The 14,761-nt window shown below is 65.0% G+C and carries 15 protein-coding genes; 7 read left to right on the top strand and 8 right to left on the bottom strand.

The window, feature by feature from the left end; translation table 11 throughout:
• Positions 1-13: 13 nt before the first annotated feature.
• From G6P99_RS01040 to hslV, 5 genes are all read right to left on the bottom strand, one after another.
• Positions 14-1,144 carry a hypothetical protein gene (locus G6P99_RS01040; protein ID WP_035976805.1) on the bottom strand — a complete coding sequence of 377 codons (1,131 nt, stop codon included), beginning with the start codon at positions 1,142-1,144 and terminating at the stop codon, positions 14-16.
• Positions 1,145-1,292: 148 nt separating this feature from the next.
• A complete protein-coding gene (gene hslU / locus G6P99_RS01035) occupies positions 1,293-2,597 on the bottom strand; it encodes an ATP-dependent protease ATPase subunit HslU (protein WP_029080983.1) in 1,305 nt (434 codons plus the stop codon).
• A 61-nt stretch (positions 2,598-2,658) separates the two neighbouring features.
• Positions 2,659-3,255, bottom strand: a complete 597-nt coding sequence (locus tag G6P99_RS01030; protein ID WP_165127012.1) for a DUF2585 domain-containing protein — start codon at positions 3,253-3,255, stop codon at positions 2,659-2,661.
• Positions 3,252-3,737, bottom strand: a complete 486-nt coding sequence (locus G6P99_RS01025; RefSeq protein WP_165127010.1) for a GNAT family N-acetyltransferase — start codon at positions 3,735-3,737, stop codon at positions 3,252-3,254. The genes G6P99_RS01030 and G6P99_RS01025 overlap by 4 nt, the downstream gene beginning before the upstream one ends.
• Positions 3,738-3,739: 2 nt before the next feature.
• A complete protein-coding gene (gene hslV / locus G6P99_RS01020; protein ID WP_024583062.1) occupies positions 3,740-4,297 on the bottom strand; it encodes an ATP-dependent protease subunit HslV in 558 nt (185 codons plus the stop codon).
• A 244-nt stretch (positions 4,298-4,541) separates the two neighbouring features.
• Here hslV and hisB point away from each other — a divergent pair, with 244 nt between their 5' ends.
• The 7 genes from hisB to coaA all read left to right on the top strand — a co-directional run bounded on the left by hisB (position 4,542) and on the right by coaA (position 9,341).
• Positions 4,542-5,135, top strand: coding sequence for an imidazoleglycerol-phosphate dehydratase HisB (gene hisB / locus G6P99_RS01015; protein ID WP_029080985.1), 594 nt, complete (start codon positions 4,542-4,544; stop codon positions 5,133-5,135).
• Between the two features lie 87 nt (positions 5,136-5,222).
• Complete coding sequence (locus G6P99_RS01010) at positions 5,223-5,753, top strand: DUF2628 domain-containing protein (RefSeq protein WP_029080986.1); 531 nt, start codon at positions 5,223-5,225, stop codon at positions 5,751-5,753.
• The gene (gene hisH / locus G6P99_RS01005) at positions 5,750-6,400 is read left to right on the top strand and encodes an imidazole glycerol phosphate synthase subunit HisH (protein WP_029080987.1); all 651 of its coding nucleotides are present in this window, start codon (positions 5,750-5,752) and stop codon (positions 6,398-6,400) included. Before G6P99_RS01010 ends, hisH begins: the two co-directional genes overlap by 4 nt.
• The gene (gene hisA / locus G6P99_RS01000) at positions 6,397-7,128 is read left to right on the top strand and encodes a 1-(5-phosphoribosyl)-5-[(5-phosphoribosylamino)methylideneamino]imidazole-4-carboxamide isomerase (RefSeq protein ID WP_029080988.1); all 732 of its coding nucleotides are present in this window, start codon (positions 6,397-6,399) and stop codon (positions 7,126-7,128) included. The genes hisH and hisA overlap by 4 nt, the downstream gene beginning before the upstream one ends.
• A gap of 11 nt (positions 7,129-7,139) precedes the next feature.
• On the top strand, positions 7,140-7,916 hold the full coding sequence (gene hisF, locus G6P99_RS00995) for an imidazole glycerol phosphate synthase subunit HisF (RefSeq protein ID WP_029080989.1): 777 nt from the start codon (positions 7,140-7,142) through the stop codon (positions 7,914-7,916).
• A gap of 109 nt (positions 7,917-8,025) precedes the next feature.
• On the top strand, positions 8,026-8,349 hold the full coding sequence (locus G6P99_RS00990) for a phosphoribosyl-ATP diphosphatase (protein WP_029080990.1): 324 nt from the start codon (positions 8,026-8,028) through the stop codon (positions 8,347-8,349).
• Positions 8,350-8,384: 35 nt separating this feature from the next.
• Positions 8,385-9,341 carry a type I pantothenate kinase gene (coaA, locus tag G6P99_RS00985; protein WP_029080991.1) on the top strand — a complete coding sequence of 319 codons (957 nt, stop codon included), beginning with the start codon at positions 8,385-8,387 and terminating at the stop codon, positions 9,339-9,341.
• 184 nt (positions 9,342-9,525) lie between these two features.
• Here coaA and G6P99_RS00980 read toward each other — a convergent pair whose 3' ends face one another.
• From G6P99_RS00980 to G6P99_RS00970, 3 genes are all read right to left on the bottom strand, one after another.
• Positions 9,526-11,787, bottom strand: coding sequence for a PAS domain-containing hybrid sensor histidine kinase/response regulator (locus tag G6P99_RS00980; RefSeq protein ID WP_029080992.1), 2,262 nt, complete (start codon positions 11,785-11,787; stop codon positions 9,526-9,528).
• Positions 11,788-11,890: 103 nt separating this feature from the next.
• Positions 11,891-12,409 carry a hypothetical protein gene (locus G6P99_RS00975; protein WP_051346221.1) on the bottom strand — a complete coding sequence of 173 codons (519 nt, stop codon included), beginning with the start codon at positions 12,407-12,409 and terminating at the stop codon, positions 11,891-11,893.
• A gap of 199 nt (positions 12,410-12,608) precedes the next feature.
• Positions 12,609-14,147 (bottom strand): YifB family Mg chelatase-like AAA ATPase, encoded by a 1,539-nt coding sequence (locus G6P99_RS00970; RefSeq protein WP_165127008.1) that lies wholly within the window; start codon positions 14,145-14,147, stop codon positions 12,609-12,611.
• Between the last annotated feature and the right edge of the window lie 614 nt (positions 14,148-14,761).

Here is a 14,761-nt window from a genome sequence, read left to right as displayed (position 1 = left end):
ATCGACGGAAAGATCAGAACGGCCGGACGATCCCAACGCGCGGGATCAGCGTGACGATCCAGCCTGACATCGTCGTCTTGCGATCGTCTGAGGAGATCAGCGGCACGTCCTTCGCCGTCGGCAGCATCTTCACGGCGTGCAGCATCAGGAACATGCAGACCGCCCAATTCGAGATCCAGCGCGAATAGTCGAACACGGTCACGAACATCACGAAATAGCCGGCGCTGATCGCGGCGAGCGCTGACATCACGATCCGACGATGCAGTTCGCTCGCGAGCGCTTCGATCAGCCGTGCGAAATAGCGCCACAGCGGTGCGTGCAGCCCGATCAAGAGGGCAAAGACCGGAACGCCGAGGATGTTCGAGGGCATGCGCGCCCAGGTGTCGGCGAACTCTTTCGACAGCGGCTGGTACCAGATATAGCCGAACTCCAGCAGGTCGGTCCGCGACGGATCGGCCATCCGGCTTTGCAGATGGCGGATGAACTCGTCATAGGGCACGTCGATCGTGCCGGCGAACTGCGCAACCAGGAACAGGATGCCGACCGCGGCAAGCGCCACGAGTCCGATGGCGGCGTTCCGCGGCGTCACGCGTTGCATCAGGTAGAAGCGCAGCACAACGATGGCGGCAATCGTCGGCACATACATCAGGACGAAGATGTGATGGACCAGGATCAGCAGGATCGAGAACAGCGCCGCGATCACCACGTACACGACCGAGCGTGCCGGGATCAGCAGCAGCACGATCGCGAGCGCGCAGCCATAGATGTCGAAATGGCCGAGCGTGTGCATGAAATTCTTCAGGAAGAACGGCGATCCCGCAATGAAGACGAACAGCGGCCAATGCGCGTCGTCGAAGCCGAATGTCCGCTGAAACAGCCTGATGAACAGGCCAAGCGTGATCAGCCAGATCGCGCCGGCCAGCGCGAACACCAGCCACACCGGCACCTTGTCGGTGAACAGCGAGACGATCGCGCCGACCAGCGCGCGTTTGGTGAAGCCGTAATGATAATCGACCAGCAGATGGATGTAGGGGACGAAGGGCGGCAGCGCGATCTTGTGCAGGAACACCCCGACCAGCACAGCCGCGTTGACGGCCAGCATCAAGCGCCAGGGGTTTTGCCACCGTCCCACGTTCAAACTCATTGTCGTCCCGGCCAAGCGAAGCGCGAGCCGGGACCCATAACCACAAGTCTGCGTTTGAGGAACGCTGGGGCTGCAGCTTGCTTCAACAACGGGCGCCGGTGGTTATGGGTCCCTGCTTTCGGAGGGACGACGATTTTAGCTGTACTGCCTACAAAATAAACCGGCTCAGATCGGCGTTCTTGGCGAGGTCGCCGACATGCTTGGTGACGTAGTCGGCGTCGACCTGGATGGTCTCGCCGTGGCGATCGGGCGCGGTGAAGGAAATCTCGTCCAGCACCCGTTCCATCACGGTCTGCAGCCGCCGCGCGCCAATGTTCTCGACCGTGGAATTGACCGCGACCGCGACGTCGGCCAGCGCGTCGATCGCGCTGTCGGTGATGTCGAGCGTGACGCCCTCGGTCTTCAACAGCGCGACATATTGCTTGATCAGCGACGCTTCCGGCTCGGTCAGGATCCGGCGCATGTCGTCGCGCGACAGCGCCTGCAGCTCGACGCGGATCGGCAGGCGGCCCTGCAATTCGGGCAAGAGGTCCGAAGGCTTGGCGATGTGGAACGCGCCCGAGGCGATGAACAGGATGTGGTCGGTCTTGACCGCGCCGTGCTTGGTCGAGACCGTGGTGCCCTCGATCAGCGGCAACAGGTCGCGCTGCACACCCTCGCGCGAGACGTCGCCGCCCTGGCGGTTCTCGCGCACGCAGATCTTGTCGATCTCGTCGAGGAAGACGATGCCGTTGTTCTCGACCGCGCTGATCGCCTCCTGCACCAGCTGATCGGTGTCGAGCAACTTGTCGGATTCTTCGTTGACGAGGATCTCGTGCGAGCCTTCCACCGTCAGGCGGCGGGTCTTGCTGCGGCCGCCCATCTTGCCGAAGATGTCGCCGAGCGAAATTGCACCCATCTGGGCGCCGGGCATGCCGGGGATCTCGAACATCGGCATGCCGCTGCCACCCGACTGCGTCTCGATCTCGATTTCCTTGTCGTTGAGCTCGCCGGCGCGCAGCTTCTTGCGGAACGACTCCCGCGTCGCCGGGCTCGATCCCGGGCCGACCAGCGCATCCAGCACACGCTCCTCGGCGGCCAGCTGGGCACGGGCCTGGACGTCCTTGCGCTTGCGCTCGCGGGTCTGCGCGATCGCCACCTCGACGAGGTCGCGGACGATCTGCTCGACGTCGCGGCCGACATAGCCGACCTCGGTGAACTTGGTCGCCTCGACCTTGAGGAACGGCGCGCCGGCAAGCTTGGCCAGCCGCCGCGCGATTTCGGTCTTGCCGACGCCGGTCGGCCCGATCATCAGGATGTTCTTGGGCAGAACCTCCTCGCGCAGGGAACCGGCAAGCTGCAGACGCCGCCAGCGGTTGCGCAGCGCAATCGACACTGCGCGCTTGGCGTCGGTCTGGCCGACGATGAAGCGGTCTAGTTCAGAAACGATTTCGCGGGGGGAGAAGTCGGTCATTGGCTCTAGCTAGGTTGAAATCGCGGTCTCGGCAAGCGGCGGTCTGCCAAGGCATGATCCGCTAAAGGATGGGCGGCCCTGCCTGCCACTGCCTGATCGCCTCGAACGGGTGGATCAGCATGGTGATGTTCAGTGTCAAATTGTCGCGAATGTGGAGCAGCATCACGATTTCGAACAGGACGCCGAGCGCGACGGTTACGGCGATCGGCAGCTTGCGCGCCAGCAGGAAGCCTAAAACCATCGCAAGCGTGTCCGATACCGAATTGACGATGGTATCGCCATAATAGTCCAGCGAGATGGTGCCGGCGGGGTAGCGCTCGATGATCCAGTTGGAGTTTTCGACGAGCTCCCAGCTGCCCTCGATCAGCATCGCGACAATCAGCCGCCCCGGCCAGGTGAGGCGCGGCAGCAGGAGGAAGGTCAGGCCGTAGAACAGCAGGCCGTGCAGTACATGCGACAGCGTGTACCAATCGGCGATGTGCTGCGAATTCTCCGAGCTCTGCACCGTGCCGTGCCAGAGTTTGACATAGCCGCAGGCGCAGATCGGCAAGCGGCCCATCGCATGGAGCAGCGCCGCCTGCAGCGCGAGCACCGCGGCCGCGATCGCCAGCCATTGCCAAGCTGAAATGCCGGTGACGGGGTTGCGCGCGAGCGTCATGCGTCGCGCGCCATCAGAAGCGCCGGACCGTCAGGCGTCTCGACCATGCGCAGCTTCTGAAAGCCGGCCTTCTCATAGGCGCGGATCGCGCGCGGGTTCTCCGGATCGGGATCGGTGACGATGCGTGGCGCGCCTTGCGCCAGTCGCTCGTCGACAAAGGCGCGGATCAGCGCCGAGCCGCGGCCGCCCACCATCATCGTCGGCTCGCCGATGAAGAGATCGATGCCGCGCGTGCCGGCCGGATGCGTGCCGAAGCCGGAATTCCACGCCGTCAGATCATAGCACTGGATGTAGCCGATATCGCCCTCCTCGGTCGCGACGATGAACTGGTCCATTGCCGGCTCGTCGAGGTCGCCGCTGACCAGCGCATATTGCTCGGCCGGATCGCCCCACCATTCCCGGACATGCGGCAACGCCAGCCACCGCCTGATCTGCGGCAGGTCGTCCCGCGTCATTGGTCGGAAGCTGAAGGAGCCGGCCATGCTCAGCCGCCGATCGTCTCGATCGTCACGTTCCGGTTGGTGTAGACGCAGATATCGGCGGCGATATCGAGCGCGCGGCGGACGATGGTTTCGGCATCCTTGTCGGTGTCGACCAGGGCGCGGGCGGCGGCGAGGGCATAATTGCCGCCGGAACCGATCGCCATGACGCCCGACTCGGGCTCCAGCACGTCGCCGGTACCGGTCAGCACCAGGGAGACGTCCTTGTCGGCCACGATCATCATGGCCTCCAGCCGGCGCAGATAGCGGTCGGTCCGCCAGTCCTTGGCGAGCTCGACGGCCGCCCGGGTCAGCTGCCCCGGATATTGCTCCAGCTTGCTTTCCAGCCGCTCGAACAGGGTAAAGGCGTCGGCGGTGGCGCCGGCAAAGCCGCCGATCACGTCGCCCTTGCCAATCCGGCGAACCTTCTTGGCGTTGGCCTTGATCACGGTCTGGCCGATCGAGACCTGCCCGTCGCCGCCGATCACCACCTTGCCGCCCTTGCGGACCGTGCAGATCGTGGTGCCATGCCAGACCGGCAGCTCATTTTGGGATGCTTGCATAGGTTACCTCTCTTCCGGGCAGATTTAGGCGGTCGGGCAGGGGGTTACAATCGGGCGAAATCGGAGCGTTTTCGAGCGAAGTGGGCCCCGGTTCGCGTGAAGAAAACGCGTCAGAACTAAATCGACAAGGAATTTGGGTCACCATGGTCCGAAGTTGGGGCATTTCGAGGTCATCCCGCAGTAGCGAAGGTGACATCAGCCTGTTAAAAGACCGGCGTTTTCGGCACGGGAAAGCTTAATCTTCATGCGCACCGCAACCATCAAGCGCAAGACCAAGGAGACCGACATCGAGGTGACGGTCAACCTCGACGGAGCAGGCGTATCCACGGTTTCGACCGGGATCGGCTTCTTCGACCATATGCTCGACCTCCTGGCCCGCCATTCGCGCATCGACATCACGGTGAAGGCGGACGGCGATCTCCATGTCGATTACCACCACACCACCGAAGACGTCGGGATCGCGCTCGGGCAGGCCGTGAAGCAGGCGCTCGGCAACATGGCCGGCATCACCCGCTACGCCTCGATCCACATGCCGATGGACGAGACGCTGTCGCGCGTCGTGATCGACATTTCCGGCCGTCCGGTACTGGTGTTCAAGGCCGAATTCCCCCGCGACAAGATCGGCGAGTTCGACACCGAGTTGGTGCGCGAATGGTTCAACGCCTTCGCGATGAACGCCGGCGTGACTCTCCACGTCGAGACCCTATATGGCGAGAACAGCCACCATATCGCCGAATCCTGTTTCAAGGGTTTGGCGAGGGCGCTCCGGACGGCGGTCGCGATCGATCCGCGTGCCCAGGGCGAAGTGCCCTCGACCAAGGGTCAGCTCGGCGGCTGATCTCCGGGTGCATGATCCGGAAAAGGTGGTGCCGGTTTTCCGGAAGATCATGCCGTTAAGTAGAGTCCATCCTCGGCGGAGCGTTCGATGCCGGTCTATACAGTGCATGCCCCCGTGGCCAACGGCGCCGATCTTTCGGCGGCCGATAAAATCGTCTTCGTGCGCGACGGCTTCCATTTCTGGGCCGCGGTTGCGGGCGTGATCTGGCTGGCCTGGAACAGGCTCTGGTTGGCGCTGATCGGCTGGCTCGTGCTGACCTTTGCGATCGATTTCGCCCTGGCCAAGCTTGGCGTCGGCCGCGGCGCGATCTTCTTCGTCGACCTGGTGCTGATGCTGTTGCTCGGGCTGGAGGCCGCGACCGTGCAACGCTGGACCCTGTCGCGGCGCAAATGGCGCCAGCTTGACATCGTCGTGGCCGACAATGTGTTGGCCGCCGAGCACCGCTTCTTCGAGCGCTGGAGCGCGCGGCATCGCGGCGTCGTCAATGATCAGCGGTCGGTGGATCGCGGCGCGCCGCCGCCGACCCGGGACGTTCCCGGCCAGTCATTCTCAAAACCGCCGCCGATGCCGCAGGGCGGCATTATCGGATTGTTTCCAGAGCCAGGGGGATCGCGATGACGGTTGCAATCATCGATTACGGCTCCGGCAATCTGCATTCGGCGGCCAAGGCGTTTGAGCGCGCCGCGCGCAGCATGGAGGATCCGCAAGCCATCAAGGTGACGCGCGATCCCGATGCGGTGTATCGCGCCGATCGTATCGTGCTGCCCGGTGTCGGCGCGTTCGCCGATTGCCGCCGCGGCGTCGACGCGGTCGACGGCATGCTGGAAGCGCTCACCGAAGCGGTGCGGGTCAAGGCGCGGCCGTTCTTCGGCATCTGCGTCGGCATGCAGCTGATGGCGACACGCGGCAAGGAGCATGTGATCACCGAGGGCTTCAACTGGATCGCAGGCGATGTCGAGAAGATCGCGCCGCGCGACGAGAGCCTGAAGGTCCCGCATATGGGCTGGAATACGCTCGACATGGTGCGCGAGCATCCGGTGCTGGAGCGGCTGCCGCTCGGGCCGAAGGGGCGTCACGCCTATTTCGTGCACTCCTATCACCTCAACGCCGCCAGCGAGGCGGACGTGCTGGCGCGCGCCGACTATGGCGGGCCGGTGACCGCGATCGTCGGCAAGGACACCGCGATCGGCACCCAGTTTCACCCCGAGAAGAGCCAGCGCTTCGGCCTCGCTTTGATCTCGAATTTCTTGAAGTGGAAGCCGTGATTCTTTTTCCAGCGGTTGATCTGAAGAACGGCCAGTGCGTGCGCCTGGAGCAGGGCGACATGGCGCGCGCCACCGTGTTCAATCTCGATCCGGCGGCGCAGGCGGCGAGCTTCGCTGCGCAGGGCTTCGAATATCTCCACGTCGTCGATCTCGACGGCGCCTTCGCCGGCAAGCCGATGAATGCGAATGCGGTGGAGGCGATGCTGAAGGCCGTCACCATGCCGGTGCAGCTCGGCGGCGGTATCCGCGACCTCAAGACCATCGAGGCCTGGCTCGACAAGGGCATCACCCGCGTTATCATCGGCACCGCCGCGGTGCGCGATCCCGAGCTCGTGAAGGGTGCGGCGAAGACATTCCCCGGCCGGGTCGCGGTGGGCCTCGATGCACGCGACGGCAAGGTCGCGGTCGAAGGCTGGGCCGAGACCTCGCATGTGACGGCGCTCGAGATCGCGCAGCGCTTCGAGGATGCCGGGGTCGCGGCGATCATCTTCACCGACATCGCCCGCGACGGCCTGCTCAAGGGCCTCAACCTCGAGGCGACCATCGCGCTTGCCGATCGCATTTCCATTCCGGTGATTGCTTCCGGCGGCTTTGCCTCAATCGATGATGTCAAGGCACTGCTGGAGCCGCGCGCGAAAAAGCTCGCCGGCGCCATCGTCGGCCGCGCGCTCTATGACGGGCGGCTTGATCCCGCTGCCGCGCTCAAGCTGATCCGCGCGGCCGCCTAGGAGACAGAGATATGTTCAAGGTTCGCGTGATCCCCTGCCTCGACGTCAAGGACGGGCGCGTGGTCAAGGGCGTCAACTTCGTCGATTTGCGCGACGCCGGCGATCCGGTGGAGGCAGCGATCGCCTATGACGCCGCCGGCGCCGACGAGCTCACCTTCCTCGACATCACCGCCACCCATGAAAACCGCGGCATCATGCTGGATGTGGTGCGGCGGACGGCGGAGGCCTGCTTCATGCCGCTGACCGTCGGCGGCGGGGTCCGCACCGTCGACGACATCAAGACCCTGCTGCGCTCCGGCGCCGACAAGGTCTCGATCAATTCGGCGGCGGTCAGCCGGCGCGAATTCGTCAAGGAAGCGGCCGAGAAGTACGGCGAGCAATGCATCGTGGTCGCGATCGACGCCAAGCGGGTCAAGCGCGCCGGCGGCTCCGACCGCTGGGAGATCTTCACCCATGGTGGGCGTAATGCCACCGGGATCGAGGCTATCGAATATGCCCAGGAGGTCGTCTCGCTCGGCGCCGGCGAAATCCTGCTGACCTCGATGGACCGCGACGGCACCAGGCAGGGCTTTGACCTGCCGCTGACCCGGGCGATCGCGGACAGTGTTCCCGTACCGGTCATCGCGTCCGGTGGCGTCGGCAATCTCGATCACCTGGTTGATGGCGTCCGCGAGGGTCATGCCACCGGCGTGCTGGCCGCGTCGATCTTCCACTTCGGGGAATTTACCATCCGCCAAGCCAAGGATCACATGGTGCGCGCCGGCCTGCCGATGCGCCTCGATCCGTAGAGCGTGGTCCGGAAACAGAGTGATCTGGGACTCCTTGTCACAAAAATGCTAAGTCCTCACCTAGGGATGGCACAAAAGCGGTGCCGGCGCTCTTGCTTGAGTTGAGTTGATGTCGCGTTTCACGGTCCACGATCTGGCCGCCACCATCGACGCCCGCGCTGCAGCGGGCGGCGAGGCGTCCTACACCCGCAAGCTGCTCGACAAGGGCGCGGAGCACTGCGCCAAGAAGTTGGGCGAGGAAGCGGTCGAGACCGTGATCGCCGCGGTCGAGAATGACCGCGATCATCTCATCGCGGAAAGTGCCGATCTCGTATTTCACCTGCTGGTTCTGTTGAAATCACGCGGCGTGAAGCTGGAGGATGTCGAGGCCGCGCTGGAGAAGCGCACCTCGATGTCGGGACTGGAAGAGAAAGCGTCGCGCAAGCGCGACTAGCGCACATGACCGAGCGCATTGAGAGGGGCAGCCTCATGGACATCCGGGCACCAGATCAGCAATACAACCCCTATCGCACCTTCACGCGCCAGCAATGGTCGCATCTGCGCGACGATACGCCGATGACGCTCGAGCCCGGCGAATTCGACCGTCTGCGTTCGATGCACGACCGTCTCGATTTGCAGGAGGTCGAGGACATCTATCTGCCGTTGTCGCGATTGCTGTCGATCTATGTCGATGCGACCCAGCGGCTGTATTATTCGCAGCGCCAGTTCCTCAACATCCGCGACCGCAAGATGCCCTACATCGTGGGCGTCGCCGGATCGGTCGCCGTCGGCAAGTCGACCACCGCCCGCGTGCTGCAGGCGCTGCTGGCGCGCTGGTCGCCGCGGCCGAAGGTCGATCTGATCACGACAGACGGTTTCCTGTTTCCGAATGCCGTGCTCGAGCGGCAGGGCATCATGCAGAAGAAGGGCTTTCCGGAAAGCTACGACCTGCCGACGCTGCTGTCGTTCCTCAGCGACATCAAGGCGGGCCGGCGCCGCGTGCGCGCGCCGGTCTATTCGCATCTGACCTATGACATCGTGCCGAACAAATGGGTCGAGATCGACCAGCCGGACATCCTGATCGTCGAGGGCGTCAACGTGCTGCAGACCGGGCGGCTGCCGCGCGACGGCAAGGCGGTGCCGTTCGTCTCCGACTTCTTCGACTTCTCGGTCTATATCGACGCCGACGAGGCCGCGCTGCGGCAGTGGTACATCAAGCGCTTCCTGGCGCTGCGCGATACCGCGTTCACCGATCCAAGGTCTTATTTCCACCGCTATGCGCCGCTGTCGGACGAGGAAGCGACCGCGACTGCGATCGCGATCTGGGAGCGCACCAACCTCGCCAATCTCGAGGACAACATCCTGCCGACCCGCCCGCGCGCGACGCTGATCCTCAAGAAGGGCGCCGACCACGTGGTGCAGTCGGTCGCGCTGCGCCGGCTATAGTGTTTCGGAGTAAGCAGGTCACATCACAGCCGTCATCCCTGCCTAGTGCGCAATTGCGCACGGGAGCAGGGACCCATTACCACCGAATTTGGTTTTGCGACCCGCTGCGGCCACAGCCTTGTAGATTACAGACACCTGTGACTATGGGTCCCTGCTTTCGCAGGGACGACGCGGAGTTTGTGGACTACGCCGCGATATGCCGCGTGGCGGCGAGGCCCGCCAGCGCTTCTTGCAGCTTCTCGCGGTCGAGCGGCTTGATCAGAAAACCGTCCATGCCGGCTTCAAAGCAGGCATAGCGGTCCTCCACCAGTGTGTTGGCGGTCAGCGCCAGGATCGGGGTCCGGCGGCCGGACTGGCCGGCCTCATGGCCGCGGATCTGCTTGGTGGTCTCGATGCCGTTGAGGCGGGGCATCTGGATGTCCATCAGCACGAGATCATAGGGCGTGCCGGCTGATGTCGCCGAGAGCCAGGATTCCATCGCCTGCTCGCCATTGGTGGTGATGACCACGTTGTGGCCGAGCCTCGTGAGCAGCGAGCGCATCAAAAGCGCGTTGATCTCATTGTCCTCGGCGACCAGGATCGAGAGCCCCTTGTCCGGCGGTGCGGCCGCCGCGGGTGCGGGCTCGGCCATCGCCTCGATCGCAAGGCTTTGATCTCCGACAAGGCTCGGTGCCGCGATCTCGGGCGACGCGATCAAGCGTGTGGCGAGCGAGGCCGCGCGCAGCGGCTTGACCAGATAGCCGGTGAACATGGCCGTCTCGGAGGCCGAAAGCTCCTGCCGCGTCGCCGGCGTGAACATCACGATGCAGTGGGTCGCATGCAGGCGCGCCGCGCGGGCAAACGCCTCCATCGCCGGCGCGCCGAGCGTGTGGTCGATCAGGACGGCGTGCCAGCTTCGTTCCGGCAACAGCGCCTCGGCGACACCGGTGTCCGACACGATGCAGGTCTGCGCACCCCAGCGCTGCAAGCGCCGCGAGATCAGCGAGACCTCGATGCTGTGCGGCGCGACCAGCATGATCGACTGGCCAGCGAGGTCGGGCGCGGCGAAGCTGTTGGCCTCGCCGGTGTCGGCGGCGGCGAGCGGGATCGATACCTCGAAGGTCGAGCCCGAGCCCGGCGTGCTCGCGAGCGTGATGCGGCCGCCCATTCGCTTGACGATGCGGTCGCTGATCGAAAGTCCGAGGCCGGTGCCGCCATAGCTGCGCGCGATGCGGTCGTCGGCCTGCTCGAACTCCCGGAAGATGCGCTGCTGCGCTTCCGGTGCGATGCCGATGCCGGTGTCGCGGACCAGGAAGCTGATCTCGTTCGGCCAGATGCCGGGCTCGACGATCAGCGCCACGCCGCCGCTCGCGGTGAACTTGATGGCGTTGCCGGCGAGATTGAGCAGCACCTGACGCAGCCGTGCGGCGTCGCCGGCCACCTGCATCGGCAGCCGCTCGTCGACATAGGCGGCGATCTCGATGCCCTTGGCCTGCGCGCGCGGCGCCAGCAGCTCGGTGATGTCCTCGATCAGGCCGGAGAGCGCAAAGGCGCGGTGCTCGAGATCGATCTTGCCGGCTTCGATCTTGGAATAGTCGAGCAGCTCCTCGATCAGCGCCAGCAGCGCGTCGCCGGAGGTCTTGACCGCCTTGACGTAGGTCGTCTGCTCCGGCGTCAGCTGCGTGTCCATCAGCAATCCGCTCATGCCGATGATGCCGTTCAGCGGGGTGCGGATCTCGTGGCTCGCCATCGCCAGGAAGCGCGACTTGGCGCGGTTGGCGGCGTCAGCCTGATCGCGCGCTTCGGCCAGTGCCCGCTCGCTCTCGGTGCGGTCGGTGACGTCGCGACCGACGCTCTGCATCTCCGCGGGCGCGCCGGCATCGTTGCGCACAAGACCCTCGCGCCAGGCGATCCAGCGCGGCCCAAACGGGCCTTCGATCTTCTGGTCGTAGACCCGCGTACCGTTGGCTTCGAGCGCGGTGTCGCCCTGTTCGAGCAGCTTGAGCGTGGCGGTGCTGCCGATCAATTCGCTGCGGGAGGACTGCGCCAGTTCGCAATAGGCGTCGTTGGCGTAGGTGATGAGGCCGTCGAGGTCGCGCAGCACGATCAAATCGTCCTGCGCCTCGAACAGGGTAGAGGCGCGCTGTTCGGCTTCCTGCAGTTCCCAGTTGCGGTCGGCCATCGCCTCATTGTGCATGGCGATGGTGCGCAACCTCCGCCGCATCAGCCGCAGGCGGATGCCGAGCGTCACGATCCAGAGGCAGGCCAGCGCGAACAGGAAGCTGACCCCGATCGCGAATGCATTGGGGTCATAGCCGCTTTGCTGCGAGAGGGCGCCCGAGATGAACCCGAAGGCGCTGCCGAATGCGATGGAGAAGATCGTGAAGGACCGGACGATCGTCGCGACCCAGGAATGGCGCCGCAGGAAGCGGCGAAGGCGCAACTTGATCCGGAAGAAACGCCCCATCAATGGTGGCCCTGAGAGTGCTTGAACTGCCGATGACGATGCGTCGGTCACATTGCAAAGTGCTTGAAGTTGGTGGCCGTTTCGCGGTGCCCTCGGAACAGGGTTAGCGGAGGGTTAACTCTGCCAGGACCCGAGCGGCGGAGGGCGCGCGAGGTGCAAGCGACGCGGATTCGAGGCGGCGGTGTTCGCCGCGGGCGCTGACGATCAGGGCCGCGGCATCGCGGGCCGAAAACGTCTTCGACTGCACGAAGACGCGATAGTCCGACGGACCGTCATGCGAAAGGTAGATTACCGGATCGCTCGCCGAGGGATTGCCGGAAATCCCGATCAGCTGCGGCACGGCGTTGCTTTCGCAGGCGCCGGCCTCGGCATCGTCGATGTCGTCGATTACGGTGAAGTCGGCGGCCTCGGCGCTGTCGGCGATCTGGACTCGGACCGTGGCAAGGCCGGGATCGTCGGTGAAGCCGACGTGAAGCTGGGCCAGCCAGGAGATCGATGCGATCTGCATCGTTGCGCCGCCGACCTCGATGCAGGGCCGGGGACCCGGCAGCAATTCCGCGCGGGCAAATACCGCGGCCACGGCAAGCGGGACCACCGAGGCCAGAATCTTCAAACGCAACATGACACAACTCGCTCGACCCAAGCGCGCCGCGGATCGCGGTGCTTATGGTTTGCGGAGCGTAAATGAGAGTGGTTACTGCCGCGTTGACGCGGCGGGCATCGGGCGGAAAACGGGAGAGAGCTTCGGTTCTGACGCGTTTTCTTCATGCGAACCGGTGCCCATCCCGCATCAAGTGCGGGACAGGCTTCGCCGGAAAACGCTACGCCGCGCGGCGCAAATCGTCGGCCAATGCACGATAGGACAGCGCCTCGGCGAGGTGCAGCCGGCCGATCGTCTCGGCGCCGTCGAGATCGGCGAGCGTGCGCGCCACCCGCAGCACGCGGTGATAGCCTCGCGCGGTGAGGTGCATGGTGTCGGCCGCCTCGCGGAGCAGCTTCTGTCCATGCGCGTCGGGCTGCGCGATGGTCTCGAGCAGCGAGCTCGGCGCTTCCGCATTGGTGCGGACATTCGGCATGCCGGCCGCCGCGTAACGCGCGAGCTGGATGTCGCGTGCGGCCGCGACGCGCCGGGCGACCTCGGCCGAACCCTCCGCAGGCGGCGGCAGGATCAGATCCGCCGCAGTCACCGCCGGCACCTCGATCCGCAGATCGATGCGATCCATCAGCGGGCCGGAAATCCGCATCTGGTAGTCGGCGGTGCAGCGGTCGAGCCGGCCGCGCTTGCAGGAATAGCCGGGCTCATAGGCGTGGCCGCAGCGGCACGGGTTCATGGCCGCGACCAGCATGAAGCGCGCCGGATAGGTGACGCGATGGTTGGCCCTGCTCACCGAGACCTCGCCGTTCTCCAGCGGCTGCCGCAGCGAATCCAGCACGCGCGGATCGAACTCCGGCAACTCGTCGAGGAACAGCACGCCCTGATGGGCGAGCGAGATCTCGCCGGGCTTGGCGCGCATGCCGCCGCTGGTCAGCGCCGCCATGCTGGCCGAGTGATGCGGACTGCGGAACGGGCGCCGCGCGGTCAGGGCGCCGTCGCGGATCTCGCCGGCGACGGAGGCTATCATCGAGACTTCGAGCAGCTCCGACGGCGACAGCGGCGGCAGGATCGAGGGCAGCCGCGCCGCCAGCATCGATTTGCCGGCGCCGGGCGAGCCGATCATCAGCAGATGATGCCCGCCGGCGGCCGCGATCTCGAGCGCGCGCTTGGCACTCTCCTGGCCCTTGATGTCGCGCAGGTCCAGAAGCGTCTCCTCGCGCTCATGCACCTTCGGCTGCGGGCGTGACAGCAGCTGCGTGCCCTTGAAGTGATTGGCGATCTGGATCAGCGAGTGAGCTGCGATGATCTGGATGTCCGGGCTCGCCCAGGCGGCTTCCGAGCCGCAGGCGGCCGGGCAGATCAATCCCTCGTCGCGCGAATTGGCGCCGATCGCAGCAGGCAGCACGCCCGCCACCGGCGCGATCGAGCCGTCGAGCCCGAGCTCGCCGAGCACGGTGAAGCCACCGAGCGCATCCGGCGGGATCGCTCCGATCGCCGCCATCAGGCCGAGCGCGATCGGCAGGTCGTAATGGCTGCCTTCCTTGGGCAGGTCGGCGGGCGCTAGGTTGACGGTGATGCGGCGGGCTGGAAGTGCGAGGCCAGAGGCGATCAGCGCCGAGCGCACCCGCTCCCTCGCCTCCGACACCGCCTTGTCGGGGAGGCCTACGATCGCAAAGGCCGGCAGTCCGGGCGCGACCTGCACCTGCACGTCGACCGCGCGAGCCTCGATCCCCTCGAAAGCGACGGTAGAAACCCGCTGGACCATGCTGCCCCTATCTTCCGCCACCCAAGGTAGCGGAGCGGGCCGCCCAGCGCAAGAACATTAAGGGAACATCCGGGGGCGACGCGCGCCGTCCCCAGATGCGCCGCCGAGCCGAAATCCGGCTCCGCTAGGACACGCAATCTCTCGCTGATCCTGCCGGAGGGACGTGGCACCCGATTGAGGGACCGATGGCGTGCGACCGGCAAGCGACTCACGTATCGTGCCGCTGATCGCTCACCGGCCCGGTAAGCTGGAGAGGCGGGCGAAATCGAATGCGCGCTAAGGGCGTACAGCTAGCGTTCGATTTCTCGCGGCGCGAAAAGTGATTCGCGGTCAATAGGTTATCTAACTACTTGATTCAAAAGCCGGAATCTGGTACAAAATCACGAGGCAGGCAACGCCGGAAGTAACCCGAGTCACGCTTTGCGTGACAGCCGTATGGATGCCTCACCTTGAGGGTGGGACTACAAACCAGCGGTGTCCTCAGGGTCCGGGGGCCTGCCTCACTTTTTGGTACTGGCCTGTTTCGGGCAATAGTGGCTAGTTCAAATTTGAGGGCGGCCTGTTTTGAGTTGAAGAACGATTGGACCGGATCAACAACACTATTGGCAGAGCCA

Origin of the sequence: Bradyrhizobium sp. 6(2017) (assembly GCF_011058295.2) — a bacterium.
GTDB lineage: Bacteria > Pseudomonadota > Alphaproteobacteria > Rhizobiales > Xanthobacteraceae > Bradyrhizobium > Bradyrhizobium septentrionale.
The sequence above is the reverse complement of the archived record's forward strand: the minus strand, read 5'-3'. Positions and strand labels throughout refer to the sequence as shown.

Bases quoted from the DNA above. Each gene is read 5' to 3' on its own strand.
- G6P99_RS01040 (WP_035976805.1), bottom strand. From the start codon at position 1,144: ATGAGTTTGAACGTGGGACGGTGGCAAAACCCCTGGCGCTTGATGCTG.
- hslU (WP_029080983.1), bottom strand. From the start codon at position 2,597: ATGACCGACTTCTCCCCCCGCGAAATCGTTTCTGAACTAGACCGCTTC.
- G6P99_RS01030 (WP_165127012.1), bottom strand. From the start codon at position 3,255: ATGACGCTCGCGCGCAACCCCGTCACCGGCATTTCAGCTTGGCAATGG.
- G6P99_RS01025 (WP_165127010.1), bottom strand. From the start codon at position 3,737: ATGGCCGGCTCCTTCAGCTTCCGACCAATGACGCGGGACGACCTGCCG.
- hslV (WP_024583062.1), bottom strand. From the start codon at position 4,297: ATGCAAGCATCCCAAAATGAGCTGCCGGTCTGGCATGGCACCACGATC.
- hisB (WP_029080985.1), top strand. From the start codon at position 4,542: ATGCGCACCGCAACCATCAAGCGCAAGACCAAGGAGACCGACATCGAG.
- G6P99_RS01010 (WP_029080986.1), top strand. From the start codon at position 5,223: ATGCCGGTCTATACAGTGCATGCCCCCGTGGCCAACGGCGCCGATCTT.
- hisH (WP_029080987.1), top strand. From the start codon at position 5,750: ATGACGGTTGCAATCATCGATTACGGCTCCGGCAATCTGCATTCGGCG.
- hisF (WP_029080989.1), top strand. From the start codon at position 7,140: ATGTTCAAGGTTCGCGTGATCCCCTGCCTCGACGTCAAGGACGGGCGC.
- G6P99_RS00990 (WP_029080990.1), top strand. From the start codon at position 8,026: ATGTCGCGTTTCACGGTCCACGATCTGGCCGCCACCATCGACGCCCGC.
- coaA (WP_029080991.1), top strand. From the start codon at position 8,385: ATGGACATCCGGGCACCAGATCAGCAATACAACCCCTATCGCACCTTC.
- G6P99_RS00980 (WP_029080992.1), bottom strand. From the start codon at position 11,787: ATGGGGCGTTTCTTCCGGATCAAGTTGCGCCTTCGCCGCTTCCTGCGG.
- G6P99_RS00975 (WP_051346221.1), bottom strand. From the start codon at position 12,409: ATGTTGCGTTTGAAGATTCTGGCCTCGGTGGTCCCGCTTGCCGTGGCC.
- G6P99_RS00970 (WP_165127008.1), bottom strand. From the start codon at position 14,147: ATGGTCCAGCGGGTTTCTACCGTCGCTTTCGAGGGGATCGAGGCTCGC.